The sequence below is a fragment of the Nocardia ninae NBRC 108245 genome (assembly GCF_007990755.1).
GTDB lineage: Bacteria > Actinomycetota > Actinomycetes > Mycobacteriales > Mycobacteriaceae > Nocardia > Nocardia ninae.
Genome location: NZ_BJXA01000013.1, coordinates 134,367 through 156,882 on the forward strand (window position 1 = coordinate 134,367; position 22,516 = coordinate 156,882).

The following is a 22,516-nucleotide window of genomic DNA, read 5'->3' on the forward strand; positions in this document are numbered from 1 at the left end:
TCCCGGTCCGCGTCAGAAGCGGTCGATGACGGTGATGCCGTTGGTGGTGAAATCGCTCATTGCGGAGAGGACTTCCCCGGCCTGGTCGAGGGAGACGGTGCGCTGCACCAGGGTCTGCGGCGTGAGTTTGCCGGACGCGACGAGCGAGAGCAGCTGCGGATAACTGGAATGCGGATTGCCGTGCGAGCCGACGATGGTCAGCTCACCGATGGTGATCGCGTCCACGGGGAGCGCGATCTCACCGGCATCCGCCGCACTGGTCAACCCGACCTGGACGTGGCGACCCCGTTTACGCAGCGAGCGTACGGAATTCACCACCGTCGCGCGGGTACCGAGTGCGTCGATCGAGACGTGCGCACCGCCGCCGGTGAGATCCTGTACCGCAGTGGGCACGTCCTGCTCGACGCTCGCGTCGATGGTGTGCACCGCGCCCTGTTCTTTGGCCAGTGCCAGCTTGCTCGCGTCGATGTCCACCGCTACCACGGAAGCTCCTGCGGCACCGGCGATCTGCACGGCCGCCAAGCCGACGCCGCCGACTCCGTGCACCGCGACCCACTCACCGGGACGGACCTGCCCCTGCTCGGTGACCGCGTGGAAGGCCGTCATGAAGCGGCAGCCGATCGCGCTGGCAGGGACGGACGGGAGCTCGTCCGGTATGTGTACACAGTTGAAGTCGGCGTTGGGGATTCGGACATACTCGGCGTACCCTCCGTCGCACCAGAAGCCCAGCACCTGCATGTTGTCGCACACGTTTGCGTGCCCTGAACGGCAGTACGCGCAAGTGCCGCAGGCCAAGTGGAACGGCGTGGTGACCCGGTCGCCGACCCGCACACCGCGAACCTCGGCACCGACGGCGCGCACCGTGCCGACGATCTCGTGACCCAGTGTGCGTGGCAACGCGACCTGTCCGCCCATCCACCCCCAGTCACCCATCCAGGCGTGCCAGTCGCTGCGGCAGATACCGGTCGCGAGGACTTCGAGCACTACGCCGTCCGGTTCTGGTGCAGGGTCGGGGATTTCGCGTAGTTCGAGTGGGGCACCGTACTCGACGATCTGTGCCGCTTGCATGGTCGCCCCCTTTCAGGAGATACGGACGGGGAGCGTGTCCAGTCCCCGGGTGATGTTGTTCGGCGTCCGGATGGGATCGCCGGCGAGCTCGACCGTGGTCGCCCGTTTGGCGAGCGCGACGAACAGCGCGTGCGCCTCCATCGAGGCGAGGGTGCGGCCCGGGCAGTTGTGCACGCCGAAGCCGAAACCGACGGTGTCGGCCGGATTGCGGTCCGCCTGAAAGCGATCCGGATCGGGGTAGTGGCGTTCGTCCCGATTCGCGGCGGCGTAGGAGACGAGGACTCGGGCGCCTTCGGGAATCGTCACGCCCTCGACCTCCCGGTCCGCGGTGGTGACCCGGGAGAAGTGCTGGATCGGCGTCTCGAGCCGGACGCCTTCCAGGAACGCGCCGGGGACGAGCTTCGGGTCCTGCCGCACGGCCGCCCACTGGTCCGGGTGCTGAGCCAGCAGCCAGAGGGTGCTGGCCACCCCGGCGATGGTGGTGTCCAACCCGGCGCAGGCGTACGCGCTCATGGTCATCAGGGCTTCGTTCTCGCTGATCTCGCCGCGATCGGCTGCCTCCCAGACGATTTGGCCGAAGCTGTCGGGCAGCAGCTTGTCCGGTGTCGCGTCGGTGACGAGATACTGCATCAGCGCCTGCACATCGGGGAAGGTGGACAGCTGACGTTCTCCGGGCGGCCCGAAGTAGTTGAAGGCGCCGAGTGCCCAGACCAGAATCTTGTCCCGGTTCTCGTCACGGGGGAAGCCGATGAGGTCCATCACGATGTCGACCGGCAGCTTGGCCGCGAAATCGGTGACACCGTCGAAGGTTTCGCGCTGCATCAGGTCGTCGACCAGTTGGTCGGCCAGGTGCTCGATATTGCCCGCGACCTTGCGCACGTACTTGGGGCGCAGGGCGTCGTCGAGGACCTTGCGCACCGCGCGGTGTCGCGGCGGGTCCATGGAAAGCAGTGAGCCGTCGGAGAGTTCGTTGGCGGTGGGGTTCATCGCGATGCCCTGGGCGGAGCTGAAGCCCTCCCAGTCGATGAGCGCCGCGCGCACCTGGTCGTAGCGGAACAGGCCGTACAGGTCGTGTTCGGTCATGTGGACCACGGGACCCAGGTCGCGCAATGTCCGGTAGCAGGGGGCGGGATCGAGCAGCGCTTCGGTCGAGAAGAGATCCAGATCGGTCTGGGCCGCAGCGGTTTCGGTGGTGGTCACGGCTGGTCCTTTCCGGCCAGATCGTAGAAGCACAGCCGGGGACCGGCCTCCGGCCGCGTGTACATCCGGCGACAGGTCAGGTCGGACTTGGCGAACACGTCGAACCAGGCGGCGCGGTCGCGGGGGAGACCCTGCCCGGTCAGCACGTGGATGAGGAAGAAGTCGTCGTCGTTTTCCCTGCTGTCGTAGCGGATTTCGGGCTCGCCGATCAGCAGGATCTTCAAATCGGGGAACGTGGCCCCGATCTCGTTCAACAGGTCGATGACCGCCTGCTCACCGTGCCGGAAGTGCTCGTGCAGCGCGCTCATCATGCACAGCCCGTCGGCCTCGAAGCACTCCTTCGGCCAGGTCTTCGGGGCGAAGGCGTCGCCGACGACGAACTGGACCCGGTCCGCCACCCCGGAGGTACGGGCGTGCTCGTTGGCCACCGCCACGGCGTCGGCATCGATGTCCAAACCGATACCGGTGAGCGAAGGATCGCGCAAACAGGCGTCTACCACCAATTGCCCGCCGCCGCAACCGATGTCGAGGATGCGTTGAACGTTGCGCCCGCGCATCGCGGTGAGCAGGGTCGGTGTGTGGAAGGCGGAGAACAGGGTGTCGCAGTGCGCGCCGAGTTTCCCGCCGTCGCGGACCACGTCCTTGCCGTAGACCGCTTTACCGGTGAGCAGGTCGCCGGTCCGGCTGGTCACCATGCCGTACGCGTCGACGTAGACGCCGAGGCGGGCCAGGGAGACATCGGTGGTGAGGAACTCGCCGAGCCGGGTCAGAAAGTACTCCTCGCCCCGGGTTTCGAGGATCCCTCGATTGACCAGATAGCGCAGGAAGCCGGGCCCCATATCGGGGTCGATGCCGGCGAGCAGACCGTCGGCGGGGTTCCGCGGGCCGGAGCGGAGGCGTTCCAGCAGCGGGGTGTCGGCAATTGCCCGTACCGCGTGACAGACGTGCATCGCGCTGATCATCTCGGGCAGATCGGAGAGGGTGAAGGCCTGCCACTCTCTGCGCTGTTGCTCGTCGGTGAGTTCGATGATCTCCGGACGGTGGTCGGTGATCGTCATCGTTGTTCCTTCCGAAGGTGTTGTGGCCGAGCGCTATTCGGCGACCGCGTAGGCGTGCCGGGCGCGTGGGCTGGCGGCCGCTCGGACGAACTCCCGGTCCGCGGTGAACCCGGCCGCACAGACCCGGCCCAGCGAGTACGCGGGCACGAGTTCCACCTCGTGGCCACGCTGTGCCAGCTGCTGGACGACGGCCGGATCGCAGGTCTCCTCGGCCACCAGCACACCGGGCCGGTGTGCGTGCGGGGTGAACGACGCGGGCACCTGATCGGTGTGGAAGGCGGAGGTTTCGGTCGCGCTCTGGAAGTCGAGTCCGAAGTCGGCGACATTGAGGAAGAACTGCAACGTCCACTGATCCTGCCGGTCACCGCCGGGGGTGCCGAAGGCGACGAACGGGCGGCCGTCGCGCAGCGCCACGCTCGGGCTGAGGGTGGTGCGCGGTCGTTTGCCTGGCGCCAGCGAGTTCGGGTGGCCCTCGGCGAGGTAGCCGCACTGGCCGCGGGTGCCGAGCGGGAAGCCGAGACTCGCGATCGCGGGTGAACTCTTCAGCCAGCCACCGCTCGGGGTGGCGGCGACCATATTGCCGTGCCGGTCGACGGCGGTGACGGTGACGGTGTCGCCCTTCGTCGTGGTTTCTTGCAGAATCGTCGGTAATCCGTTGCGCAGCTGCGACATCCACTCGGAGTCGGTTTCCGGATATTCCAGCGCGGCCCGTTCGGGTATGAACGAGGTGCGGCCGCCGGGCGAACCGGGCCGAAGATCCAGCGCGGCCCGCGGGCCGACCAGTTCGCGCCGCTGCTTGGTGTAGTCCTCGTCGAGCAGCCCGGCCAGCGGCACCTCGCTGAAGGCCGGATCGCCGTACCAGGCTTCACGATCGGCCATCGCGAGCTTCGTGCACTCGATCACGGTGTGTATGTAGTCGGCGCTGCCGGGACCCATCTTCGCCAGATCGAAGCCGTCGAGCAGCGCGATCTGCTGCAGGAACACCGGTCCCTGCGACCACGGTCCCGGCTTGAAGACCTGGTACGGGCCGTAGCCGTGGCTCGGTGCGGTCTCCACGGTGGCCTGCCAGTCGGCGAGATCGTCGGCGGTCAGCAGCCCGCGGTGCCGTCGGCCGGTGGCGTCCAGCATCGGCCCGCCGGCCAGGAACTCCGAGATCTCTTCTGCCACAAAGCCTTTGTAGAAGGCGTCGTGCGCGGCCTGGTACTGGGCTTCGCGGTCGGCGGAGGCGGACTCCGCCGCCTTGATCAGACGCTGATAGGTGTTGGCCAGCGCCGGATTACGGAAGCGGCTGCCCGCAGCGGGTGCCACGCCGCCTTTCAGGTATGTCTGGCCCGATCCGGTCCACTCGTCGCGGAACAGCGGGGCGAGCACGTCGATGGCCCGCGCGGTCTCGGGCAGCAGCGGAAAACCGTTGTCCGCGTAGCCGATCGCGGGTTGCAGCACGTCGGCCAGGTGCATGGTGCCGAACTCGGCGAGCAGCCGCAGCCAACCGCCGAACGCGCCGGGCACGCAGGCGGGCAGCAGGCCGGAGCCGGGGATGCTGCGCAGCCCGAGCTCGGCGAAGGTGTCGATGCCGATCGCGCGGGGCATCGGCCCCTGGCCGCAGATCGCTTGCACGTCATCGCGTCCGGCCTGGTGCGCCACCACGGACAGGTCGCCGCCGAGGCCGTTGAAGTGCGGTTCCACCACCTGGAGCACGAATCCGGCGGCGGCCGCGGCGTCGAACGCGTTGCCGCCGTTGGCCAGAATGCGCATGCCCGCCGCGGAGGCAAGCCAGTGGGTGCTGGCCACGGCACCGGTGGTCCCGGTCAGCTCGGGCTTGGATGGAGGCATGGGGGTACTCCCTACGATTTCGAAGTTCGACCGACTTGAATGTGGTTATTCGTCGTCGAATATGTGCAGACCGCGCGCGAGGAGGCCGCTCGGGTCATAGCGGGTTTTCGCGGCCCGGAACGCCGTCCATTTGTCGCCGTAATGGGCACGCCAGTCCTGCGCGGTGAAGCGCAGCGAGCCGATCGGGTAGAGCACGGCGCCGTACTCCGCCCGCGCGTGCGCGAACATTCGGTCGTTGCGGTCGAGCATTTCCTCGATGAACGCCGGATCGATGCCGGGGGTCTCGGCCACGGTGTTGATGTCGAGGACGAACACCCAGTCGGATCCGTTCGCCTCGGGCACCGGGGGGTACGGCCTGGTCATGTGCGAACGCCGTTGCGGGTAGAGCAAACTGATCCCGAACGGCCCGATATCGCGGGCGGTGAGCTGCGACTGGACCTCGGCGACATAGTCCTCGACCACGGCGCCGGACAGCCACACGTCGTACCAGGGCTTGACGAGCCGGTCCCAGTTCACCGTCTCCCGCATACCGTCGACCAGCGTGTCGATCTTGTAGACGTAGTCCAGGTAGCTGGTGTCATCGATGAGCGGCGCGGTGGTCAGGCCCTCGGCGGCGACCTGATCGTCGGGCGGGGTGGCCGGGTCGTAAAGGACTGTCGCGTACAGCCGGTGCGTCGGCGCGGACTCCGGCGAGTACAGCTCGGCATAGACATGGTCGATGACCGGGCGCTCGATGAGCGTGCGCACGTCGCGGAAGAAGTCGGCGTTGTCGGTGTACTCCAGCACGTAGGTGCGGGCCCGTTCGGTCGCGGGCACGAGGTCGAGCACGGCCTTGGTGATGATGCCGCACTGGCCGAGTCCGCCGAGCACCGCCTCGAACAGGTCGGGTTTGCGCTCGGCCGAGCAGCGTTCGATGTCGCCGGTCCCGGTGACAACCTCGAGTTCGCGCACGTGATCGACCTGGAGTCCGGTGTTCAGCGCGCCGACCAGGCCGCCGAGGCCACCCACCGAGAGGGTGCCGCCGACAGTCAGCGAGGTGTATCCGGTGACGGCGGGCGGGGTGAGTCTCGGTGTTCGTTCGTAGGCGGCATCGACGAGGTCCTTCCACAGGATTCCCGCGTCGACCTCGGCGACGTCCTTGCCGATGGCGTGGATTCGGTTGAGGTACCGGTTCTCGATGACCAGTCCGTCGGACAGGCCCTGGCCGAGGGTGGTGTGCGCTTGGCCGCGCACCGACACGCTGATGTCATGGGCGCGGCAGAAACGGACCATCGCGGCGATGTCATCCGCCGAGCGCGGCCGCAGTACCGCAGCGGGCTTGTGGTTGGTGATGTTTCCGAGGTCGGTGGCGACCGCCGCGCGGGACTCGTCGTCGACGAGCAGCTCACCCGCCAGCGCGGGCGCGTCGGCGAACGACGCGCTGGCCGCGGTGCCGGTGACCCAGTTGCGCTCGATCGGATCGAAACCGATGACCGCCGATTTCTCGGACAGATCCGCGCGGCTCACCGCTTCGGCTCCCGTCCGGCATGATCGGCTCGGCGATCGAGAAAATCGACGCTCGTCAGCGAGCGTATTGTGCCGGCGCTGAAATCAGGCACGGCAAACTCCTTTCGACGCAATGGTGGTGGGCGGTATGCCAGCACACTGGCTGCGGCCCATTCCAATACGTCGAACATAACCGGACCGTACGGCCCGGCACATTCATGGAACTTTCAAATTACCGTCAAAACCTCTTGAAGCCGTACATAACTCGCGGGTTCACGAGGAGATCGGCGCCGGCTGTCCGGCCGCGTGGATGGCCTCGGCGACCTTGCCGCAGAGTTCGGCGAACACGGCCTGCTCGTCCGGGGTGAGCACGGACTCGGCGATCCTGGCGTTGTCCCGCCGGCATTCGGCCGCGCGGTCGAGGAATTCGAGCCCGGCCGCGGTGAGCGAGGTGGTCTGTTCCCGGCGGTCGGTGCCCAGCGCCGCCTGCTCCACCAGATCCTGATCCTTCAGTACGCGAAGGGCTTTGGACATCGTCGGGCGGGACACGCTCAGCGAATCGCTCAGGGCCGATGGCGTCATCGGGCCGCGCAGCCGCAGCATTTCCAGCACGTCGTACTGCTGCCAGGTCACCCGCTCGGGTGTCGTTCTGGTGCGGCGCGCGACGAGGACGCAGGTCAGGTGGGCCAGCGCGTTCTCGATCCCGGCCTGCCAGTCGAGTACTTCGCTGTGCTGGTCTTCGTCAGGGGGCACTGGTCTCTCCTCACCGGGCACGGATTTGATTTCTGATAGGAAACTAGTTGGCTTGATTTCCGGCTGGAAACTAGTTTACGGTAGTGGCACCAACTCGTACTCTGTCACACAGAAGGAGTGGTTATGGGCACCCTTGGCTTGCGCCCTTCGACCGTGGGGTGGTTCGAGATCACCGCCACGGATCCCGCCCGAAGCAAGCAGTTCTACCAGGACATATTCGACTGGCAGCTAACATCTTTCGGCGACGAACCCGACTATTACACGATCACCGCGCCCGGTGCGGCGGCGAGCATGGGCGCGTTGCGCCGTGGCAGCCGCGACGCGCTGTGCATCAGCGTTGTCCGCGAGGATGTCGCGGCGAGCATCCCGCAGCTGGAATCGTTGGGCGCCAAGGTTATCGAGCCTCCTGCGCGCACCCCTGCGGGCGACATCCATGCTGTGATCGCGGATGTGCAAGGAAACCAGCTCGGCCTGTTCGAACCCGTGGCGCGCAAGGACTCTCGCCGCACGCCGGTGCCGAACGGAACGGCCTGGTTCGAGATCGGGACAACGGATCTCGCCGCGACGCGCAAGTTCTATGAACAGGCCTTCGGCTGGACCTACGAGCTGGACGAAGCGGCCGAAGGCGCGATCTACTACAGCGTCACGCCCGGCGGGGCGGAGGAGCCGATCGGCGGCACGATGGATGTGTCGGCGCTGCCGAACCCGACCGACTACGCGATTCCCGGACTGCTCGTCACCGACGTCCCGGACCTGCTCGCGCGCTGTGAACAGGCCGGCGGCCAGCGGGTAATGGATCCGTTCTCCGACGCGAAGGGCCTGGTCATCGGCCAGTTCACCGATCCGTTCGGCAACCGGTGGACCGCCTTCGCGCAGCCGTCCGACGACTGAGGATCGACCGAGCCGCCCCGGAGGGGAAGTCATGCCTTTCGCCGTCTATGTGTTGGGCCTGGGTGTTTTCTGTCTCAACACCACCGAAATCATGGTTGCCGGACTGATTCCCGGCATCTCTAGCGACCTCGGCGTGTCCATCGCCGCCGTGGGTTATCTCGTCTCGATCTTCGCCTTCGGCATGGTCGTCGGCGGTCCGATCCTGATCGTCGGCCTCTCGAAGGTGGCGCAGAAGAAGTCGCTCATCTGGCTGCTCGTGGTGTTCGTTATCGGACAGACGATCGGCGCACTGGCACAGGACTATTGGGTGCTGGTGGTGGCCCGGGTCATCACCGCGCTGGCCGCATCGGCGTTCTTCGGCGTAGGTGCCGCGGTCTGCGTGCGACTCGTCGGCGCCGAGCGGCGCGGGCGGGCGATGTCGGTGCTGTACGGCGGCATGATGGTCGCCCAGGTGGTGGGCTTGCCGCTGGCCACCTTCATCGAGCAGCACTTCGGGTGGCGGGCCAGTTTCTGGCTGGTCGACCTGCTGGCGGTCGCGTGCATCGCGGCGGTCGTGTTGCTGGTGCCGTCCGGCGGCAACGCCCAGACGCTGGACTTCCGCGCCGAGATCCAGGACTTCCGCAACATGCGACTGTGGGGCGCGTATGCCACCAACGCCCTAGTCATCGGGTCGGTCGTGGCCGGATTCACTTACCTCTCACCGATTTTCACCGACGCCACGCATTTCGCGCCCGCGACGGTGCCGGTGCTGTTCGGCGTGTACGGCATCGCCACGGTGATCGGTAACGCCGTCGTCGGTCGGTTCGCCGACCGCTACACCCGGCCGATCCTGTTCGGCGGTCTCATCGCCTTGATGCTGGTGCTGGCCGCGTTCGCGCTGTGCGTCGAGTACAAGGCGCCCACGCTCGTCGCCACCGTGCTGCTCGGCCTGATCGGACTTCCGCTCAACCCCGCCATGGCGGCCAGGGTGATGTCGGTGTCGAACGAGGGTGCGCTGGTCAACACGGTGAACGGCTCCGCCATCAATATCGGCGTGGTGATCGGTCCGTGGCTGGGCGGTATCGGGATCAGTGCCGGGCTCGGCCTCACGGCGCCGTTGTGGATCGGTGCGGGGATGGCCTTGCTCGGTCTGCTCACGCTGATACCCGACCTGATGCAGCGCGCACACGGCTCCGAAGATGTTGTGAAGGTGCCGGCAGCGGAAGTCGGCAAGCGTTCGTAGCGGTTGCCGATCGGGTTGCCACGTCAGGTTTTTCGCGTAGCGGGCTGTTCACTACAGCCCGCACTCTACGCGTGCCCACTGGCGCTCTCGTATGCCGTTGTGCGCCTGAGTAACCGGGTAGGCGAGCGTTAAACCCGAGGTGAGCACATGATTTCGGAAAACAACGATAATTGTTGTCTGACAACGATTTAAGAGTTTCTTGAAGCCCATTTGATTGCCCGGACGTCGCGGTCGGCCGAGGATGGAAAGTGCTGGGACGAATCCCCTCCCGCCTCCTGCGGTGAGGGGCCCACCACGAGCACATTCGCGACGGAAAGGCATCCGATGCACGGGCTTGACATCGCGCCGAGATTTCACCACCTCGCCATCCAGACCGACGACGTGGACTCCACGATCAGGTGGTACCAGGAATTCCTCGGCGCCACTGTGGAATGGTCGCTCGCCGACTTCTCCCCACTCACCCTCGAGCGACTGCCGGGAATCGAGAAGCTGGCCGAGCTGAAGAAGGGCGACGTCCGATTCCACGTCTTCGACCGGGCCGGGCACAGCAAGGACACACCCGACCCGCTCGGCTATCAGTATCAGCACGTCGGGATCACGGTGGACCGGGCCGAAGACCTGGTAGCGCTGCGGGAGCAGTGGCTGAAGGCCCGGGAGTCCACCGATATCCACTGGACCAGGGACGACCCGCCGTCCGACATCGTGACCGACCCGGACGGGATGCAGAGCCTCTACGTCCTGGACCCCAACGGTCTCGAGCTCGAGTTCGTCTATTTTCCGGGAGCGGGATCGTGAGCATCGGCCATAGATACGATTCTGCCGCGTCGGGCAAGCATCGCCCACCCGCGCTGACGCCGCACCTGCTGTTCATGCCGCCGCTCGGGCATTCCTTCGAAACTTCTTCGGACACAGCCGAAGCCGAGGTGGCCGACCGGGAGCTGCCGGAGTACGACGTCTTCGGCACCCGGCCGGTCGAGGAGGAGCGGCTGTTCTGGTACCGCTGGATCGCCGGGCACCAGCTCTCGTTCCTGCTGTGGCGGGCGATGTGCGACGTCGTGTGGCACCACCCCGAAGACGACGGGCCCGACGAGCGCGAACTCGAACTCCTGACCACCTGTGTCGACGGGTACAGCGCCATGCTGCTCTACTCGTCCACCGTTCCCCGGGACCACTACCACGCCTACACCCGAGTGCGAATGGCGTTGCAGCACCCGGCTTTCAGCGGCACCTGGGCGCCGGATTACCGGCCGGTCCGCCGCCTCTTCCGCGGCAAGATGCCCTGGCAGGACGACCCGGCGTGCACGGCGCTCGACGAAGCGGTCGCGCGCAACGAGGTCACACACAGCCATATCGCCGATCATCTTGTGCCGGACGGTCACTCGCTGTTGCAGAAGTCCGCGGGCGCACCGGGGGTGAGTGTGTCGCGGGAGAAGGAAGATCTCTACGACAACTTCTTCCTGACCGTCCGGCGCCCCGTGAGCCACGCCGAATTCGTCGCACAGCTCGACTCCCGCATCGCGGAACTCGCTGCGGATCTGGAGTACAACGGGCTGTATCCCAATGTCGACGGACGCCACCACCCGGTCGTCGCCAACCAGGCGGGCGGCGTGATGAAACCGCTGGTCACCGGCGTTCTCGAGGTGATGGACCGGGCGGCGCGGCTGGTATCGGACATGCGACTCGAGGAGGCGCGCCGATGAAGCACGGCATCGTCCTGTTACCCGAGCACGAGTGGAAGGTCGCCGCCGACCGGTGGCGCGCCGCCGAGCAGCTCGGCTACCAGCACGCCTGGACCTACGACCACCTGATGTGGCGCTGGCTCGCCGACCGGCCGTGGTACGGCTCGATCCCGACCCTCACGGCCGCCGCGACCGTCACGAACACCATCGGCCTCGGCGTCCTCGTGGCCACCCCGAACTTCCGGCACCCCGTCGCGCTCGCCAAGGAACTCGTCAGCGTCGACGACATCGCGAGCGGACGGTTGATCTGCGGACTCGGTTCCGGCGCACCGGGATTCGACGCGAGCGTGCTCGGCGGGCCGGATCTCGGCCCGCGCGAACGCGCCGATCGATTCGAGGCGTTCGTCGAACTGCTGGACGCAGTGCTTGCCCGCGGCTCCGTGACAAAGGTGTCACGCTGGTACACCGCATCGGGCGTGAACTTCCACCCGCGCGCCGACGAGGCGCCGCGCCTGCCCTTCGCCGTGGCCGCGACCGGGCCGAGGGGCATGGCGCTGGCCGCCGAGTACGCGCGGTATTGGATTACCTCCGGACCGCCCAACGACTTTCGCATGCGGCCGTTGCGCGAGGTCGTTCCCCTGTTGCGAGACCAGGTACGCGGCATCGACGCCGCGTGCGAGCGGGCCGGCCGGGACCCGGCCGGCCTGGGCAAGCTGTTCGTCGCCGACGCGGCGGCGGGCGGGATCACCAGCTCGCTGGCCGCCTACGAGGACGCCGCGGGCGAGCTCGCCGAGGTCGGCATCACCGATCTCGTCGTGCACTGGCCCCGGCCCGACCAGCCGTATGAGGGCGACGAGCAGGTCATCGTCGATTTCGCCGAGAAGCACCTAGGGGGCGAGTGATGCGAGTGACGACAGTGGACATGTTCGGCGCCGCGTCGGGCCGGGGCAGCACCCTGGACGTGCTCGTCCCCGCGGGCCCGCCCGACGACGACGTAGTCGCGGCGGCCGCCGCCCATGCGCGCCACAGCAATTCGACCGAGACGGCACTCGTCAGCGAGTGCTCCCGAGCGCAACGGACCTTCGGCTCGCGAATCTTCAACGCCGAAGGGGAGACTCCGTTCGGCACCCACTCGCTCGCCGGTGTGGCCGCCTGTCTGGTCCGGGCCGGCCATCTCGAGCCCGGTGAGGTCGGCCGGACCGCCGAGGTCGGCTGCCAATGGCTGTGGACCGACGGCAGCGAGGTGCGCGTGCCGTTCGATGGACCCGTTGTGCGCGAAGAGATTTCGCACGACCCGTCAGTGTTCGGTTGGCCCGTCGGCACGCCGCACGCCGGTGGCGTCGGCCGAGCCTTCAACTTCGTGCGCGTCACCGAGGACCCCCGAGCGTTGCCGGTGCCGGATCTCGAGCGGATGCGGGAACTGGGACTCACCGATCTCACGGCCTTCCGCTGGGATCCGGATCGGCACGAGGTGCTCGCCCGCGTCTTCGCTCCGGGGTTCGGCATCCCGGAGGACGCCGGATGTCTGCCTGCCGCAGCGGCACTCGGGCTCACCGCCCTGGGTTTGGGCACGGACGAGGCACCCGTGACGGTTCGACAGGTGACGGGACACGGGAGCGAGTCGGTCTTCGGCTGCACCGGTTCGATCCACGGCGCCACCGCGAGCGTGCGGATCACCGGACAGGTGTGGACTACCGCGAGTGACGAGAAAGCGAGTGAGGCATGACGATTCGGCCGGAGTCACTGACCGTGCCGAGCACGGGAATCCTCGATGATGCGCGGCGTCGCGATGATCTCGATCCACTCACCCAGTACGCGCGTGGGTTCGCCACGGACGGAGCCACCCACCTCAACGGAAACTCTCTCGGCCCGCCGCGGGAAAGCCTTGCGGGCGAACTGGACCGCGTGGTCACCGCTCAGTGGGCGCCCCGCCAGGTGCAGGCCTGGTTCCGGGACGGCTGGCTGGACCTGCCGCGCACCGTCGGTGACAAACTCGCTCTGCTGCTCGGCGCGGGCCCCGGACAGATCATGGTGGCCGGCGAGACGACCTCGACAACATTGTTCAACGCGCTGGTCGCTGCATGCCGCCTGCGGCCGGACCGCCCGGTGCTGCTGATCGAGGCCGAGTCGTTCCCCACCGACCTGTACATCGCGAGCTCGGTGGCCCGGCTGCTGGACCGCGAGCTCGTCGCCGAGTCGCGGACCGGCTTCGACGCCTACCTGCGCGAGCACGGTCAGCAGGTCGCCGCGGCGTTGGCCGCACCCGTGGATTTCCGCACGGGGGAGCGGCGGGAGATCCGGCCGACCACCGCGCTGTGTCACGCGTCAGGCGCGTTGTCGGTGTGGGACCTCAGCCATGCGGCGGGGGTACTCCCGGTGGACCTCGACGCGAACGCGGTCGACCTCGCCGTCGGCTGCGGCTACAAGTACCTCGGCGGTGGGCCCGGCGCACCTGCTTTTCTCTACCTTCCCGTTCGATTCCAGTCGACCGTGGACTTCCCGCTGACGGGGTGGCACGGGCACGCCAGGCCGTTCGAGATGGGTCCGGCCTTCGAGCCCGCCACCGATATCGAGCAGGCTCGCACCGGCACACCGCCACTACTCAGCCTCGCCGCCCTGAACCATGCCCTCGCCCCATTGGTGGAGGTGGGCATCCACGCATTGCATCAGCGCACCCGGGAGCTCAGCGAGTTCTTCCTGGAGTGCCTGGCGGAGCGTGATCCAGAACTGTTGCGCTGCCTGGCATCTCCCCGAGAAGCGGACCGCCGCGGCGGCCACCTCGCGCTTCGCGTGCCCGACGCCGACGCCGTCGAACGTGCGCTCGCCGACAGCGGCGTGCACGTCGACTCGCGGCCGCCCGATCTGATCCGTTTCGCCTTCGCGCCGCTGTATGTGACGCACGAGCAGGTGTGGCGCGCGGTCGACGCGCTCGGCCGCGCCCTGGAAGGACTGCGATGACCAGCGCCCCGGAGTATCTCGCCCCCGAGTACGTCACCTACGCGCACATGGACGAACTGCACGAGTTGCAGCGTCCGCGCAGTGCAGCCCGCGGCGAGCTGAACTTCATCCTGATCAGCCACGTCAAAGAGCTGTTGTTCCGCGCGGTGATCGACGATCTCGACACCGCTCGCCGTGCGCTGGAGCGCGACGACGTGCCCGATGCCTGTCTGGCGCTGTCCCGGTCGGTCCGCACGCAGCGGGTCCTGGTGGCCTGCTGGGAATCGATGAACGGCATGTCGGTCGACGAGTTCGTGGCCTTCCGGCACGTCCTCAACGATGCCTCCGGCACCCAGTCCTTCGCCTACCGTGCCCTGGAGTTCCTGATGGGGAACCGGCCGGAAAATCAAGTGGCGGCGGCTTTCCGGGATGGCCACCCGATGCTGCGGGCCGAGCTGGGCAAGCCGTCGCTGTACGACACGGTCTTGCAACACCTTGCCCGGCAGGGCTTTTCGGTTCCGGCCGAGTGCCTGGCGAAACCGTCTGCCGAGCAGCACGAGTCGAATCCGCTCGTGGAGGACGTGTGGCTCGACATCTACCGGCAGCCGGACCGGTATCCCGACGCGCACCGGCTCGCGGAGAGCCTGCTCGAGGTCGCGTATCAGTTCTCCCATTGGCGGGCCACGCATCTGCTGGTGGTGGAACGGATGCTCGGCGGTAAGAGCGGGACGGCAGGCACCGACGGTGCCCCGTGGCTGCGCGCCATCAACGAACACCGTTTCTTCCCGGAGCTGTGGACATTCCGCACCCGGCTGTAGACGCGGCCTCAGAGAAATCACCGACTGCTGGAGGAATACGATCACGATGACGGAACTGAAGACCGAGCTGACGAAACCGGTCGACCTCACCTCGCTCGTCCCGGTGTTGTTCGGATTTGCTGCCTTTCAGCAATTGCGCGCCGCCTCGGAACTGCAACTGTTCGAATACCTCGACCTGAACGGCCAGGCCACCAGCGACCAGGTCGCCGCGGGGCTGGGGCTGCCCGTCAAATCGGCACGCAAGCTGCTGCTCGGCACCACCTCGCTCGGCCTCACCGATCGGGCGGACGACCGGTACGCGCTGAGCGAGATGTTGCGTGCCGCAATGGAAGACGGCACCTGGCCGCTCATCCGCAACATCATCGACTTCCAGCAGCGGCTGTCCTACCTGCCCGCGAAGGAGTACGCCGAGTCGTTGCGCACCGGCAAGAACCTCGGCCTGAAACACCTGCCCGGCACCGGAAACGACCTCTACACCAGGCTCGAACAGACGCCGGAGCTGGAGAATCTGTTCTTCCGCGGCATGCATTCCTGGTCGGAGTTGTCCAATCCGGTGCTGCTGCACCAGGTGGACTACCGCGGCGTGACCAGGATCCTGGACGTCGGCGGCGGCGACGCGGTCAATGCGATCGCGCTCGCACAGGCCCACCCGCACTTGAAGATCACCGTGTTCGATCTCGAGGGCGCCGTCGAGGTGGCCGGCGACAATATCGCCGCCGCCGGGCTGGGTGACCGCATCGACGTGGTCGCCGGGGACATGTTCGGCGACCCGCTGCCCGGCGGGTACGACGCCGCGCTGTTCGCCCATCAGTTCGTGATCTGGTCGCCGGAACAGAACGTGGCGCTGCTCGAACGGGCCTACGCGGCGCTGCCGCCGGGCGGGCGGGTCATCGTGTTCAACGCGTTCGCCGACGACGACGGCCGTGGGCCGCTCTACACCGCGCTGGACAACGTGTACTTCACCACGTTGCCGTCCGAGGAGTCGACGATCTACCCGTGGCGTGAGCACGAAGAGTGGCTTGTCGCAGCGGGTTTCACCGACATCCTGCGAATTCGCAGCGACGGTTGGACGCCGCACGGTGTGATCGAAGGGCGCAAGGCCAATGAGTAAGCTCACCCGGTTGGACCGCGAGTATTCGCCCAGCTCGGCCGCCCGTGACCCGGCCGGCACGCTGCGGCGGTACCGGCGGCGCAGCGATACCGCCCGTTCCCGGCTCGACGTGCACATCGCGGTGCCCTACGGCGCGGGACACGGCGAGCGGTGTCATGTGTTTCCCGCTGTGCCGCAAGGCATCCGGGGACCGGAGACGCCCGCCCTCGTTTTCGTGCACGGCGGGCACTGGCAAGAGTCCGGCATCGACGACGCGTGCTTCGCGGCCCGGCAGGCGGTGCGGCACGGCTGCGCGTATGTCGCCGTAGGGTACGGGCTCGCCCCGGATCGCACGGTGCCGGGCATGATCGCCTCGGTGGCGCGGGCCCTGGAGTGGCTCGCGGGCACCGGGCCGCTGCTCGGGATCGACCCGGAGCGGTTGCATGTGGCGGGCAGCAGCGCGGGCGCGCATCTGCTGGCCGCGGCGCTCGCGGGCGCCGACGCGCCCAGGGTGCGCAGCGCGTGCTTGCTGAGCGGCCTGTACGACCTCACCGAGATTCCGGAGACCTACGTCAACGAGGCCGTCCGGCTGACACCCGAGACCGCCCGCGCGTGCAGCCCGCTGCGGATGTCCGCGCCGCGGTGCGATTCGATCCTGCTCGCCGCCGGGCAGCACGAGACTCGAACCTATCTGCGGCAACACGAGCGGTACGCCGAACATCTTGCCGCACAGCACATCCCGGTGGACGCGCGGATCGTGTCCGGGCGGGATCACTTCGACCTGCCGCTGGACCTGGTCGATCCGTCGACCCCGTTCGGCCGGACCAGCCTGCGGCACCTCGGCCTGGCACCGCGCCGCCGAGGCTCCGCCACCCCGGAAGGAACGGTGACATCAGCGCGATGAAGAACTCACTGACCGCCGCCCCGATCGAGTCCGCGACCACGGGCCCGGCCGCGACGGCCACCACCGAGACGATCGCCGACGCGTTCGTGCGCACCGCACGCGAGCACGCGGACCGCGAGGCGATATCCGACGGCAGCACGACGCTGACCTACGCCGAACTGGACGCCATCAGCAGCCAGATCGCGCGAGCGCTGCGCGACCGAGACCTACCGGTCGGCGCGCGCGTCGGGGTGCATCTGGACCGCAGCCTCGCCACCTATCAGGTGTTCCTGGGCATTCTCAAGGCCGGTCTCGTTGTCGTCCCGTTCAATCCGGTGCATCCGGCAGCGCACAAGTCGCGGATGTTCCGTGCCGCCGAGCCCGCCGTCACGGTGATCGACGCGGGCGAGACGCCGGACGGATTCCCCGCAGAGGCTTGCCTGCCGGTCACCGAGTTGCTGTCGGCCGCGAAGTCGTTGTCCACCGAATCGGGGCCGTCCGCGGTGACCGCGGCGGCGCCCGCGTTCATCCTGTTCACCTCGGGCTCGACCGGCGTGCCCAAGGGAGTGGTGATCGCGCATCGTGGGATCGCGCGGGTGTCCCGGCATCTCACCGGATTCACTCCTGGACCGGCGGACCGGTTCCTGCAACTCGCGCAGCCCGCGTTCGCCGCATCGACCACCGACATCTGGACCTGTCTGCTGCGGGGTGGCCGGCTCACCGTCGCACCGCAGGAGATGCCGCCGCTCGGCGACCTCGCGAGACTTATTGAGCGCGAACGTATTACGGTGCTCAACCTCTCGGTCGGTTTGTTCAATCTGCTGGTCGAGCACCACTCGAAGAGCCTCGCGCAGGTGCGGACGGTGATCGTCAGCGGCGACTTTCCCTCCGCATCGCACCTGGAGCGCGCGCTGGCCGTGGTCGACGGCGATGTGTTCAATGCCTTCGGCTGCACGGAGAATTCGGCGCTCACCGCCGTCCACAAGATCACCGCGGCGGACCTGTCCGATGCCGAGATCCCGGTCGGCCGGCCGATGCCCACCGTCGAGCTGACGGTGCGGGACGAGGCGCTGGACGAATGCCCGCCCGGCCGGATCGGCGAACTGTGCATAGCGGGCGACGGGGTGGCGTCGGGCTACCTCAATGATCCGGAACTCACCGCGCGCAAGTTCGTTCGGCACGACGGTCAGCGACTGCTGCGGACCGGCGACCTGGCCAAGCTGACCGAGGACGGGGAGATACTCCTCGCGGGCCGCACCGACCAGATGGTGAAGGTGCGCGGGTTCCGGGTCGAGCCACGGCATGTCGAGGTGACGGCCGAGGCGTTCCCCGGCGTCGCACAGGCGGTGGCGCAGGCCGTGCCGAGCGGTGGTGCGGCGGGTCAGCTGGCGCTGTGGTGTGTGCCGACGACGGGGCACGAACTGTCCACCGACGAGCTGACGGAGCATCTGCGGAAGTCGTTGCCCGACTACATGGTTCCGTCGACGGTGTTGCTGCTCGACGCGTTTCCGCGCAATACCAACGGCAAGATCGACCGCAAGGATCTCTCGTCGCGATTGGTGCCCGCCGAGGACGACGAGTCGACGGTCGAGGAGACCAGAACTGAGGATCAGCTGGCCCAGGTCGTCCGCACGACCCTGCTGAACGCCACCGGGCTGGCCGACATCGATCTGGATGCCGGTCTCATCGAAAGCGGTGTCACCTCACTGCAATTGATCGACCTCGGCGCTCGGCTGGAGGAGGTGTCGGGGGTCGCACTGGCACCCGACGACATCGTGGGCGTCGGCACCGTGCGCGGTGTCGCCGACCTGATCCGCACCAAACGGGCGCGAGGCTGACATGACGGCTACCGAGCAACACACAGCGAACGGCGCGCAGCACCTGCCCGCGTCCCCGGCCCAGCCCGGTATGTGGTTCGACAGCATCTACGGCGCCGATCCCACGGCGTACAACCAGCCACTGGTGCTGCGGCTGCACACCCTGCTCGACCATCAAGCCCTCGCCGAGGCGCTGCGGATCGTGCATCAGGACCATTCGGCGCTGCGCACCACCTTCGAGATGGCCGCCGACGGCGAGTTGCGACAGGTGGTGCACGGCGAACTGACGCCGGACGTCGACGTGCGTGATGATCACGGCGGCGATCCCGAGGACTGGGTGGCCGAGCAACTGGCGGAGGTCGCGGGGGCTGTTTTCGATCTGCGTGGCGGTCCGCTGGCCCGGGTCCGGCACCTCCGGTTCGCCGAGGGCCGGAGCCTGCTGGTGTTCAACATTCACCACACGGTGTTCGACGGCATGTCGTTCAAGCCGTATCTCAGCCAGGTGGAGGCGACCTACACCGCGCTGGTGCACGGCGACGAGCCGCAGCAGCGACCGCATCGCCAAGCCGTCGAGGCGTACGAGCGCTGGGCCGAGCTGGCCGACAATGCCGACACGCTGCACTACTGGCGGGAGAAGCTGGCGAAAGCCCCTGCGGCAGTGTCGTTCGGGCTGCCGGGCACCGGGACGCCACGGCACGTGACCCGGCAGCAGGTGCTCGACGACGAGCTCGCGGCGCGGGTGCGCGAGTTCTGTGCCGCGGAGGGCATCACCACCAGCATGTTCTTCGTCGCCCTCTGCTTCGTGCTGCTGCACCGGCAGACCGGGCAGGACGAAGTGCTGCTGGGGATCCCGGTCTCGGTGCGCGGCGCCGGCGACGCCGAGGTGATCGGCCATCTCACCAATACCGTTGTGCTGCAACACCACCTCGACCGCGGCGCGACCGCCCGTGACGTGTTGCGCAGAGTGAAACGTGAAGTGCTGGAGGCGCTTCGGCACCGGCACGCGCCACTGGAGGCGGTGCTCGGCGAGGTCCGCGCGGCCGGTGGCACGCAGGACGGGGCCTTGTTCAACGCGATGGTCACCGTGATGCCCGCCGCGGCCCGCCGGCTGGACCTGCCCGAGTGGGGCGTGCAGACCTGGGAGCACGCGCCGGGTGGCGCCAAATACGACCTGGCGATCCTGGTGGACGAGACGGCGGACCAGTACACCCTGGTCGTCGAGCACGTCACGGCCGCGGCCGACGGCGAAAGCTTCACGGCCTATCTGGCGCAGCGGCTGCACACCTTGGTCGACAGCGTGCTCACCGAGCCGGACGGGCAGATCAACGAACTGCGTTGGACGAGTGAGGCGGAGGAGCAGGCCATCACGGAGCTGTGCGCCCGCCGGAAGGACGCGCCCGAGCTGGGCACCGAGTTGACCGCCGATCTGTTCGGGGCGAGCGCCGCGGCGGCGAGCGCGGAACCCGCGGTGATCGCCGACGGGACGGTGACCACCTACGCCGAATTGGCAAGTCGCGCAGACGCCGTGGCGGCCACGCTGGTAGATCGGGGAGTCCGGGACGGACTGCCGGTCGCCGTGCTGATGCGGCCCGGCCTGGATCTGATCGCGACGGTGATCGGCATCCTGCGCGCGGGTGGCAGCTACGTCACCTTGGATGCCGAACCGCGGGAGCGGTTGAACTTCGTACTGAACGATTGCGGCGCAACCATTCTGCTGCGTGGTGCCGAGATCGACCTCGCGGGCGTGTCGTTGCCCGCAGGACTCGAAGTCATCGAGGTATCCGAAACAGGCGGTGCAGCAGCGTCATTCGATGGCGCGCGGAAGGCGCCCGAGGACACGGCGTACATCGTCTACACGTCGGGCTCCACCGGCCGCCCCAAAGGTGTTCGGCTGCCGGAGGTCACGCTGGCGAACCTGGCCCACAACCAAGTCATCTTCTCCGGGGAACGCCGGACGCGCACATTGCAGTACATGCCGCCCGCCTTCGACGTGTTCGCCATCGAGGTGTTCGGAACCCTCTGCGCCGGTGGCACTCTGGTGATCCCGCCGGCGGACGCCCGCACCGATTTCGAGGCTTTGGCCGCTTTGCTGGCCGACGAGCGGATCGAGCGGGCCTACCTGCCCTATGTCACGCTCCGTGAGCTGGCCGCCGTGCTCCGATCGTCGCCGGTGGACTTGCCGGACCTGCGCGAGGTGTACGTCACCGGCGAGCGGCTGGTGATCACCGGCGATATGCGGGCGATGTTCCGGCGAAACCCGAACGCGCGGTTGATCAATGCCTACGGGCCGTCCGAGGCGCACCTGTGCAGTTGGGACGCGTTGCCCGACGATCCCGACGCCTGGCCGACCATTCCGTCGATCGGCCGGGTCGTCGCGGGTGTCGACGCGTATGTGCTCAGTGCCGCCGACGGCACTGCTCGGCGAGCACCGTTCGGCGTCGAGGGCGAACTCTGCGTCGCGGGCCCGGTCGTCTCGCCGGGGTATATCGGCCTGCCGGACAAGACGCGCGAGGCCATGGTTCCCGACCCGTTCGTCCCCGGCCAGCTGATGTACCGCACCGGCGATGTGGTGGTGCTGGCCCCGGACGGGTCCCTGCACTACCGCGGCCGCAAGGACGATCAGGTCAAGATCCGCGGCTATCGCGTCGAGCCGGGCGAGATAGAAGCCGCGCTGGAACGGGAATTGGAGGTGGACGCCGCCGCCGTGATCGTGGTGTCCGAAGGCGGCGACCGAGCGCTGCACGCCTTCGTGCAGAGCGCCGCAGCGCCGTCGAAGGACTGGCGCACCCGGCTCGGCGCGGTGCTGCCCGGCTACATGATCCCGCGCCGGCTCACCCGCATCGACGCCATCCCGGTGACCTCGAACGGGAAGACCGACCGTCGCGCTCTGGCGGCACAGCCGATCTCACCGGATCCCGCCGATGAGGTCGACCAGTCCGATGTCACCTGGACCGACGCGGAGCGCACGATGGCCGCGCTGTGGTCCGAGGTGCTCGGCGACCGGCCGACGACCCCGGAGGTCGACTTCTTCGCGGTCGGCGGTCACTCGCTGCTGGCCGCCCGGCTGCACCGGCTGGTCAAAAAGCGCTTCCGCACCGACGTCGCACTGTCGGTGCTGCTGAGCACGCCGACACCGCGCGGCATGGTGCAGAGCCTCGTCGACGAAACTGCCGCCGCCGCACCGGATCTGGGTGCGGAGGCCCGCCTGCCCGACCTCACGGTGGGGGAGCGGCAGGAGCCGGCCGACGGCACGGTATTGCTCACCGGCGCAACCGGATTCCTCGGCAGTCACCTGCTCGACGAGCTACAGCGGACCGGGCATCGCGTGCACTGCCTGGTCCGGGCCGACAGCGTCGCGGACGGGCGCGAACGCCTGCGCCGGACCTGCCGGAAATTCGCGCTCGACCCGTCCGGGCTCGACGAGGTGGGCATCTGCCTCGGCGATCTCGACCAACCGAAGTTCGGGCTGGGCAACGACTACGAAGCACTGGCCCGCGAGGTGACCGACGTCTACCACGCGGCCGCGCACATCAACTTCGTCGTGCCATATCACACGGTCAAACGCACGAACGTGGACGGACTGCGGCACCTGCTCGACTTCTGCGGGATCAACCGCACGCCGCTGCGCCTGATCTCCACCATGGGCGTCTTCCCGCCGGACTCCACCGCGGGCCTGGTCGGCGAGGACACGGTGCCGGGCGATCCCGCGTCGCTGGGTATCGGGTACTCGCAGAGCAAGTGGGTCGCCGAGCGGCTCGCGCTGGCGGCGCGCGAGGCCGGGC

Annotated in this window: 19 protein-coding genes; 12 read left to right on the forward strand and 7 right to left on the reverse strand. The window is 68.0% G+C overall.

Features of this window, described 5'->3' with window-relative positions; genetic code table 11:
• Nucleotides 1-12 precede the first annotated feature (12 nt).
• The 7 genes from NN4_RS12790 to NN4_RS12815 form a co-directional block, all read right to left on the reverse strand.
• Complete coding sequence (locus tag NN4_RS12790) at nt 13-1,068, reverse strand: zinc-dependent alcohol dehydrogenase family protein (protein ID WP_147130138.1); 1,056 nt, start codon at nt 1,066-1,068, stop codon at nt 13-15.
• 12 nt (nt 1,069-1,080) lie between these two features.
• On the reverse strand, nt 1,081-2,268 hold the full coding sequence (locus NN4_RS12795) for a cytochrome P450 (protein ID WP_147130139.1): 1,188 nt from the start codon (nt 2,266-2,268) through the stop codon (nt 1,081-1,083).
• Nucleotides 2,265-3,326, reverse strand: a complete 1,062-nt coding sequence (locus tag NN4_RS12800) for a class I SAM-dependent methyltransferase (RefSeq protein WP_135236469.1) — start codon at nt 3,324-3,326, stop codon at nt 2,265-2,267. Before NN4_RS12800 ends, NN4_RS12795 begins: the two co-directional genes overlap by 4 nt.
• Before the next feature lie 33 nt (nt 3,327-3,359).
• Nucleotides 3,360-5,159 carry a gamma-glutamyltransferase family protein gene (locus tag NN4_RS12805; protein ID WP_147130140.1) on the reverse strand — a complete coding sequence of 600 codons (1,800 nt, stop codon included), beginning with the start codon at nt 5,157-5,159 and terminating at the stop codon, nt 3,360-3,362.
• 45 nt (nt 5,160-5,204) lie between these two features.
• Nucleotides 5,205-6,665, reverse strand: coding sequence for an FAD-binding protein (locus tag NN4_RS12810; RefSeq protein WP_147130141.1), 1,461 nt, complete (start codon nt 6,663-6,665; stop codon nt 5,205-5,207).
• Nucleotides 6,662-6,835: a hypothetical protein gene (locus NN4_RS44900; protein ID WP_186818382.1), complete on the reverse strand. Its 174-nt coding sequence runs from the start codon at nt 6,833-6,835 to the stop codon at nt 6,662-6,664. Before NN4_RS44900 ends, NN4_RS12810 begins: the two co-directional genes overlap by 4 nt.
• A gap of 82 nt (nt 6,836-6,917) precedes the next feature.
• Complete coding sequence (locus NN4_RS12815; RefSeq protein ID WP_147130142.1) at nt 6,918-7,397, reverse strand: MarR family winged helix-turn-helix transcriptional regulator; 480 nt, start codon at nt 7,395-7,397, stop codon at nt 6,918-6,920.
• A gap of 123 nt (nt 7,398-7,520) precedes the next feature.
• Between NN4_RS12815 and NN4_RS12820 the strand changes: the two genes are divergently transcribed.
• The 12 genes from NN4_RS12820 to NN4_RS12875 all read left to right on the forward strand — a co-directional run.
• Nucleotides 7,521-8,288 (forward strand): VOC family protein, encoded by a 768-nt coding sequence (locus NN4_RS12820; RefSeq protein WP_147130143.1) that lies wholly within the window; start codon nt 7,521-7,523, stop codon nt 8,286-8,288.
• A 31-nt stretch (nt 8,289-8,319) separates the two neighbouring features.
• Nucleotides 8,320-9,510: an MFS transporter gene (locus NN4_RS12825; protein ID WP_147130144.1), complete on the forward strand. Its 1,191-nt coding sequence runs from the start codon at nt 8,320-8,322 to the stop codon at nt 9,508-9,510.
• Nucleotides 9,511-9,834: 324 nt separating this feature from the next.
• Nucleotides 9,835-10,305: a VOC family protein gene (locus NN4_RS12830; RefSeq protein ID WP_147130145.1), complete on the forward strand. Its 471-nt coding sequence runs from the start codon at nt 9,835-9,837 to the stop codon at nt 10,303-10,305.
• Nucleotides 10,302-11,210, forward strand: a complete 909-nt coding sequence (locus tag NN4_RS12835; protein ID WP_246180841.1) for a 3-methyl-L-tyrosine peroxygenase-related protein — start codon at nt 10,302-10,304, stop codon at nt 11,208-11,210. The genes NN4_RS12830 and NN4_RS12835 overlap by 4 nt, the downstream gene beginning before the upstream one ends.
• On the forward strand, nt 11,207-12,091 hold the full coding sequence (locus NN4_RS12840) for an LLM class flavin-dependent oxidoreductase (RefSeq protein WP_147130146.1): 885 nt from the start codon (nt 11,207-11,209) through the stop codon (nt 12,089-12,091). Before NN4_RS12835 ends, NN4_RS12840 begins: the two co-directional genes overlap by 4 nt.
• The gene (locus NN4_RS12845) at nt 12,091-12,915 is read left to right on the forward strand and encodes a phenazine biosynthesis protein PhzF (RefSeq protein WP_246180842.1); all 825 of its coding nucleotides are present in this window, start codon (nt 12,091-12,093) and stop codon (nt 12,913-12,915) included. The genes NN4_RS12840 and NN4_RS12845 overlap by 1 nt, the downstream gene beginning before the upstream one ends.
• The gene (locus NN4_RS12850) at nt 12,912-14,147 is read left to right on the forward strand and encodes an aminotransferase class V-fold PLP-dependent enzyme (protein ID WP_147130148.1); all 1,236 of its coding nucleotides are present in this window, start codon (nt 12,912-12,914) and stop codon (nt 14,145-14,147) included. The genes NN4_RS12845 and NN4_RS12850 overlap by 4 nt, the downstream gene beginning before the upstream one ends.
• On the forward strand, nt 14,144-14,944 hold the full coding sequence (locus NN4_RS12855) for a tryptophan 2,3-dioxygenase (RefSeq protein WP_147130149.1): 801 nt from the start codon (nt 14,144-14,146) through the stop codon (nt 14,942-14,944). The genes NN4_RS12850 and NN4_RS12855 overlap by 4 nt, the downstream gene beginning before the upstream one ends.
• Before the next feature lie 46 nt (nt 14,945-14,990).
• Entirely contained in the window at nt 14,991-16,055 is a 1,065-nt protein-coding gene (locus NN4_RS12860; protein ID WP_147130150.1) for a methyltransferase, read from the forward strand.
• Complete coding sequence (locus NN4_RS12865) at nt 16,048-16,938, forward strand: alpha/beta hydrolase (protein ID WP_147130151.1); 891 nt, start codon at nt 16,048-16,050, stop codon at nt 16,936-16,938. The genes NN4_RS12860 and NN4_RS12865 overlap by 8 nt, the downstream gene beginning before the upstream one ends.
• Nucleotides 16,935-18,755 (forward strand): non-ribosomal peptide synthetase, encoded by a 1,821-nt coding sequence (locus tag NN4_RS12870; protein WP_147130152.1) that lies wholly within the window; start codon nt 16,935-16,937, stop codon nt 18,753-18,755. Before NN4_RS12865 ends, NN4_RS12870 begins: the two co-directional genes overlap by 4 nt.
• 1 nt (nt 18,756) lies before the next feature.
• Nucleotides 18,757-22,516, forward strand: a 3,760-nt coding sequence (locus tag NN4_RS12875; RefSeq protein ID WP_147130153.1) for a non-ribosomal peptide synthetase, incomplete at its 3' end; no start/stop codon positions are given.

Excerpts from the sequence above, each read along its gene's own strand:
- NN4_RS12860 (WP_147130150.1), top strand. The coding sequence starts at position 14,991 with ATGACGGAACTGAAGACCGAGCTGACGAAACCGGTCGACCTCACCTCG.
- NN4_RS12825 (WP_147130144.1), top strand. The coding sequence starts at position 8,320 with ATGCCTTTCGCCGTCTATGTGTTGGGCCTGGGTGTTTTCTGTCTCAAC.
- NN4_RS12840 (WP_147130146.1), top strand. The coding sequence starts at position 11,207 with ATGAAGCACGGCATCGTCCTGTTACCCGAGCACGAGTGGAAGGTCGCC.
- NN4_RS44900 (WP_186818382.1), bottom strand. The coding sequence starts at position 6,835 with ATGTTCGACGTATTGGAATGGGCCGCAGCCAGTGTGCTGGCATACCGC.
- NN4_RS12870 (WP_147130152.1), top strand. The coding sequence starts at position 16,935 with ATGAAGAACTCACTGACCGCCGCCCCGATCGAGTCCGCGACCACGGGC.
- NN4_RS12865 (WP_147130151.1), top strand. The coding sequence starts at position 16,048 with ATGAGTAAGCTCACCCGGTTGGACCGCGAGTATTCGCCCAGCTCGGCC.
- NN4_RS12820 (WP_147130143.1), top strand. The coding sequence starts at position 7,521 with ATGGGCACCCTTGGCTTGCGCCCTTCGACCGTGGGGTGGTTCGAGATC.
- NN4_RS12850 (WP_147130148.1), top strand. The coding sequence starts at position 12,912 with ATGACGATTCGGCCGGAGTCACTGACCGTGCCGAGCACGGGAATCCTC.
- NN4_RS12855 (WP_147130149.1), top strand. The coding sequence starts at position 14,144 with ATGACCAGCGCCCCGGAGTATCTCGCCCCCGAGTACGTCACCTACGCG.
- NN4_RS12790 (WP_147130138.1), bottom strand. The coding sequence starts at position 1,068 with ATGCAAGCGGCACAGATCGTCGAGTACGGTGCCCCACTCGAACTACGC.
- NN4_RS12845 (WP_246180842.1), top strand. The coding sequence starts at position 12,091 with ATGCGAGTGACGACAGTGGACATGTTCGGCGCCGCGTCGGGCCGGGGC.
- NN4_RS12830 (WP_147130145.1), top strand. The coding sequence starts at position 9,835 with ATGCACGGGCTTGACATCGCGCCGAGATTTCACCACCTCGCCATCCAG.
- NN4_RS12800 (WP_135236469.1), bottom strand. The coding sequence starts at position 3,326 with ATGACGATCACCGACCACCGTCCGGAGATCATCGAACTCACCGACGAG.
- NN4_RS12805 (WP_147130140.1), bottom strand. The coding sequence starts at position 5,159 with ATGCCTCCATCCAAGCCCGAGCTGACCGGGACCACCGGTGCCGTGGCC.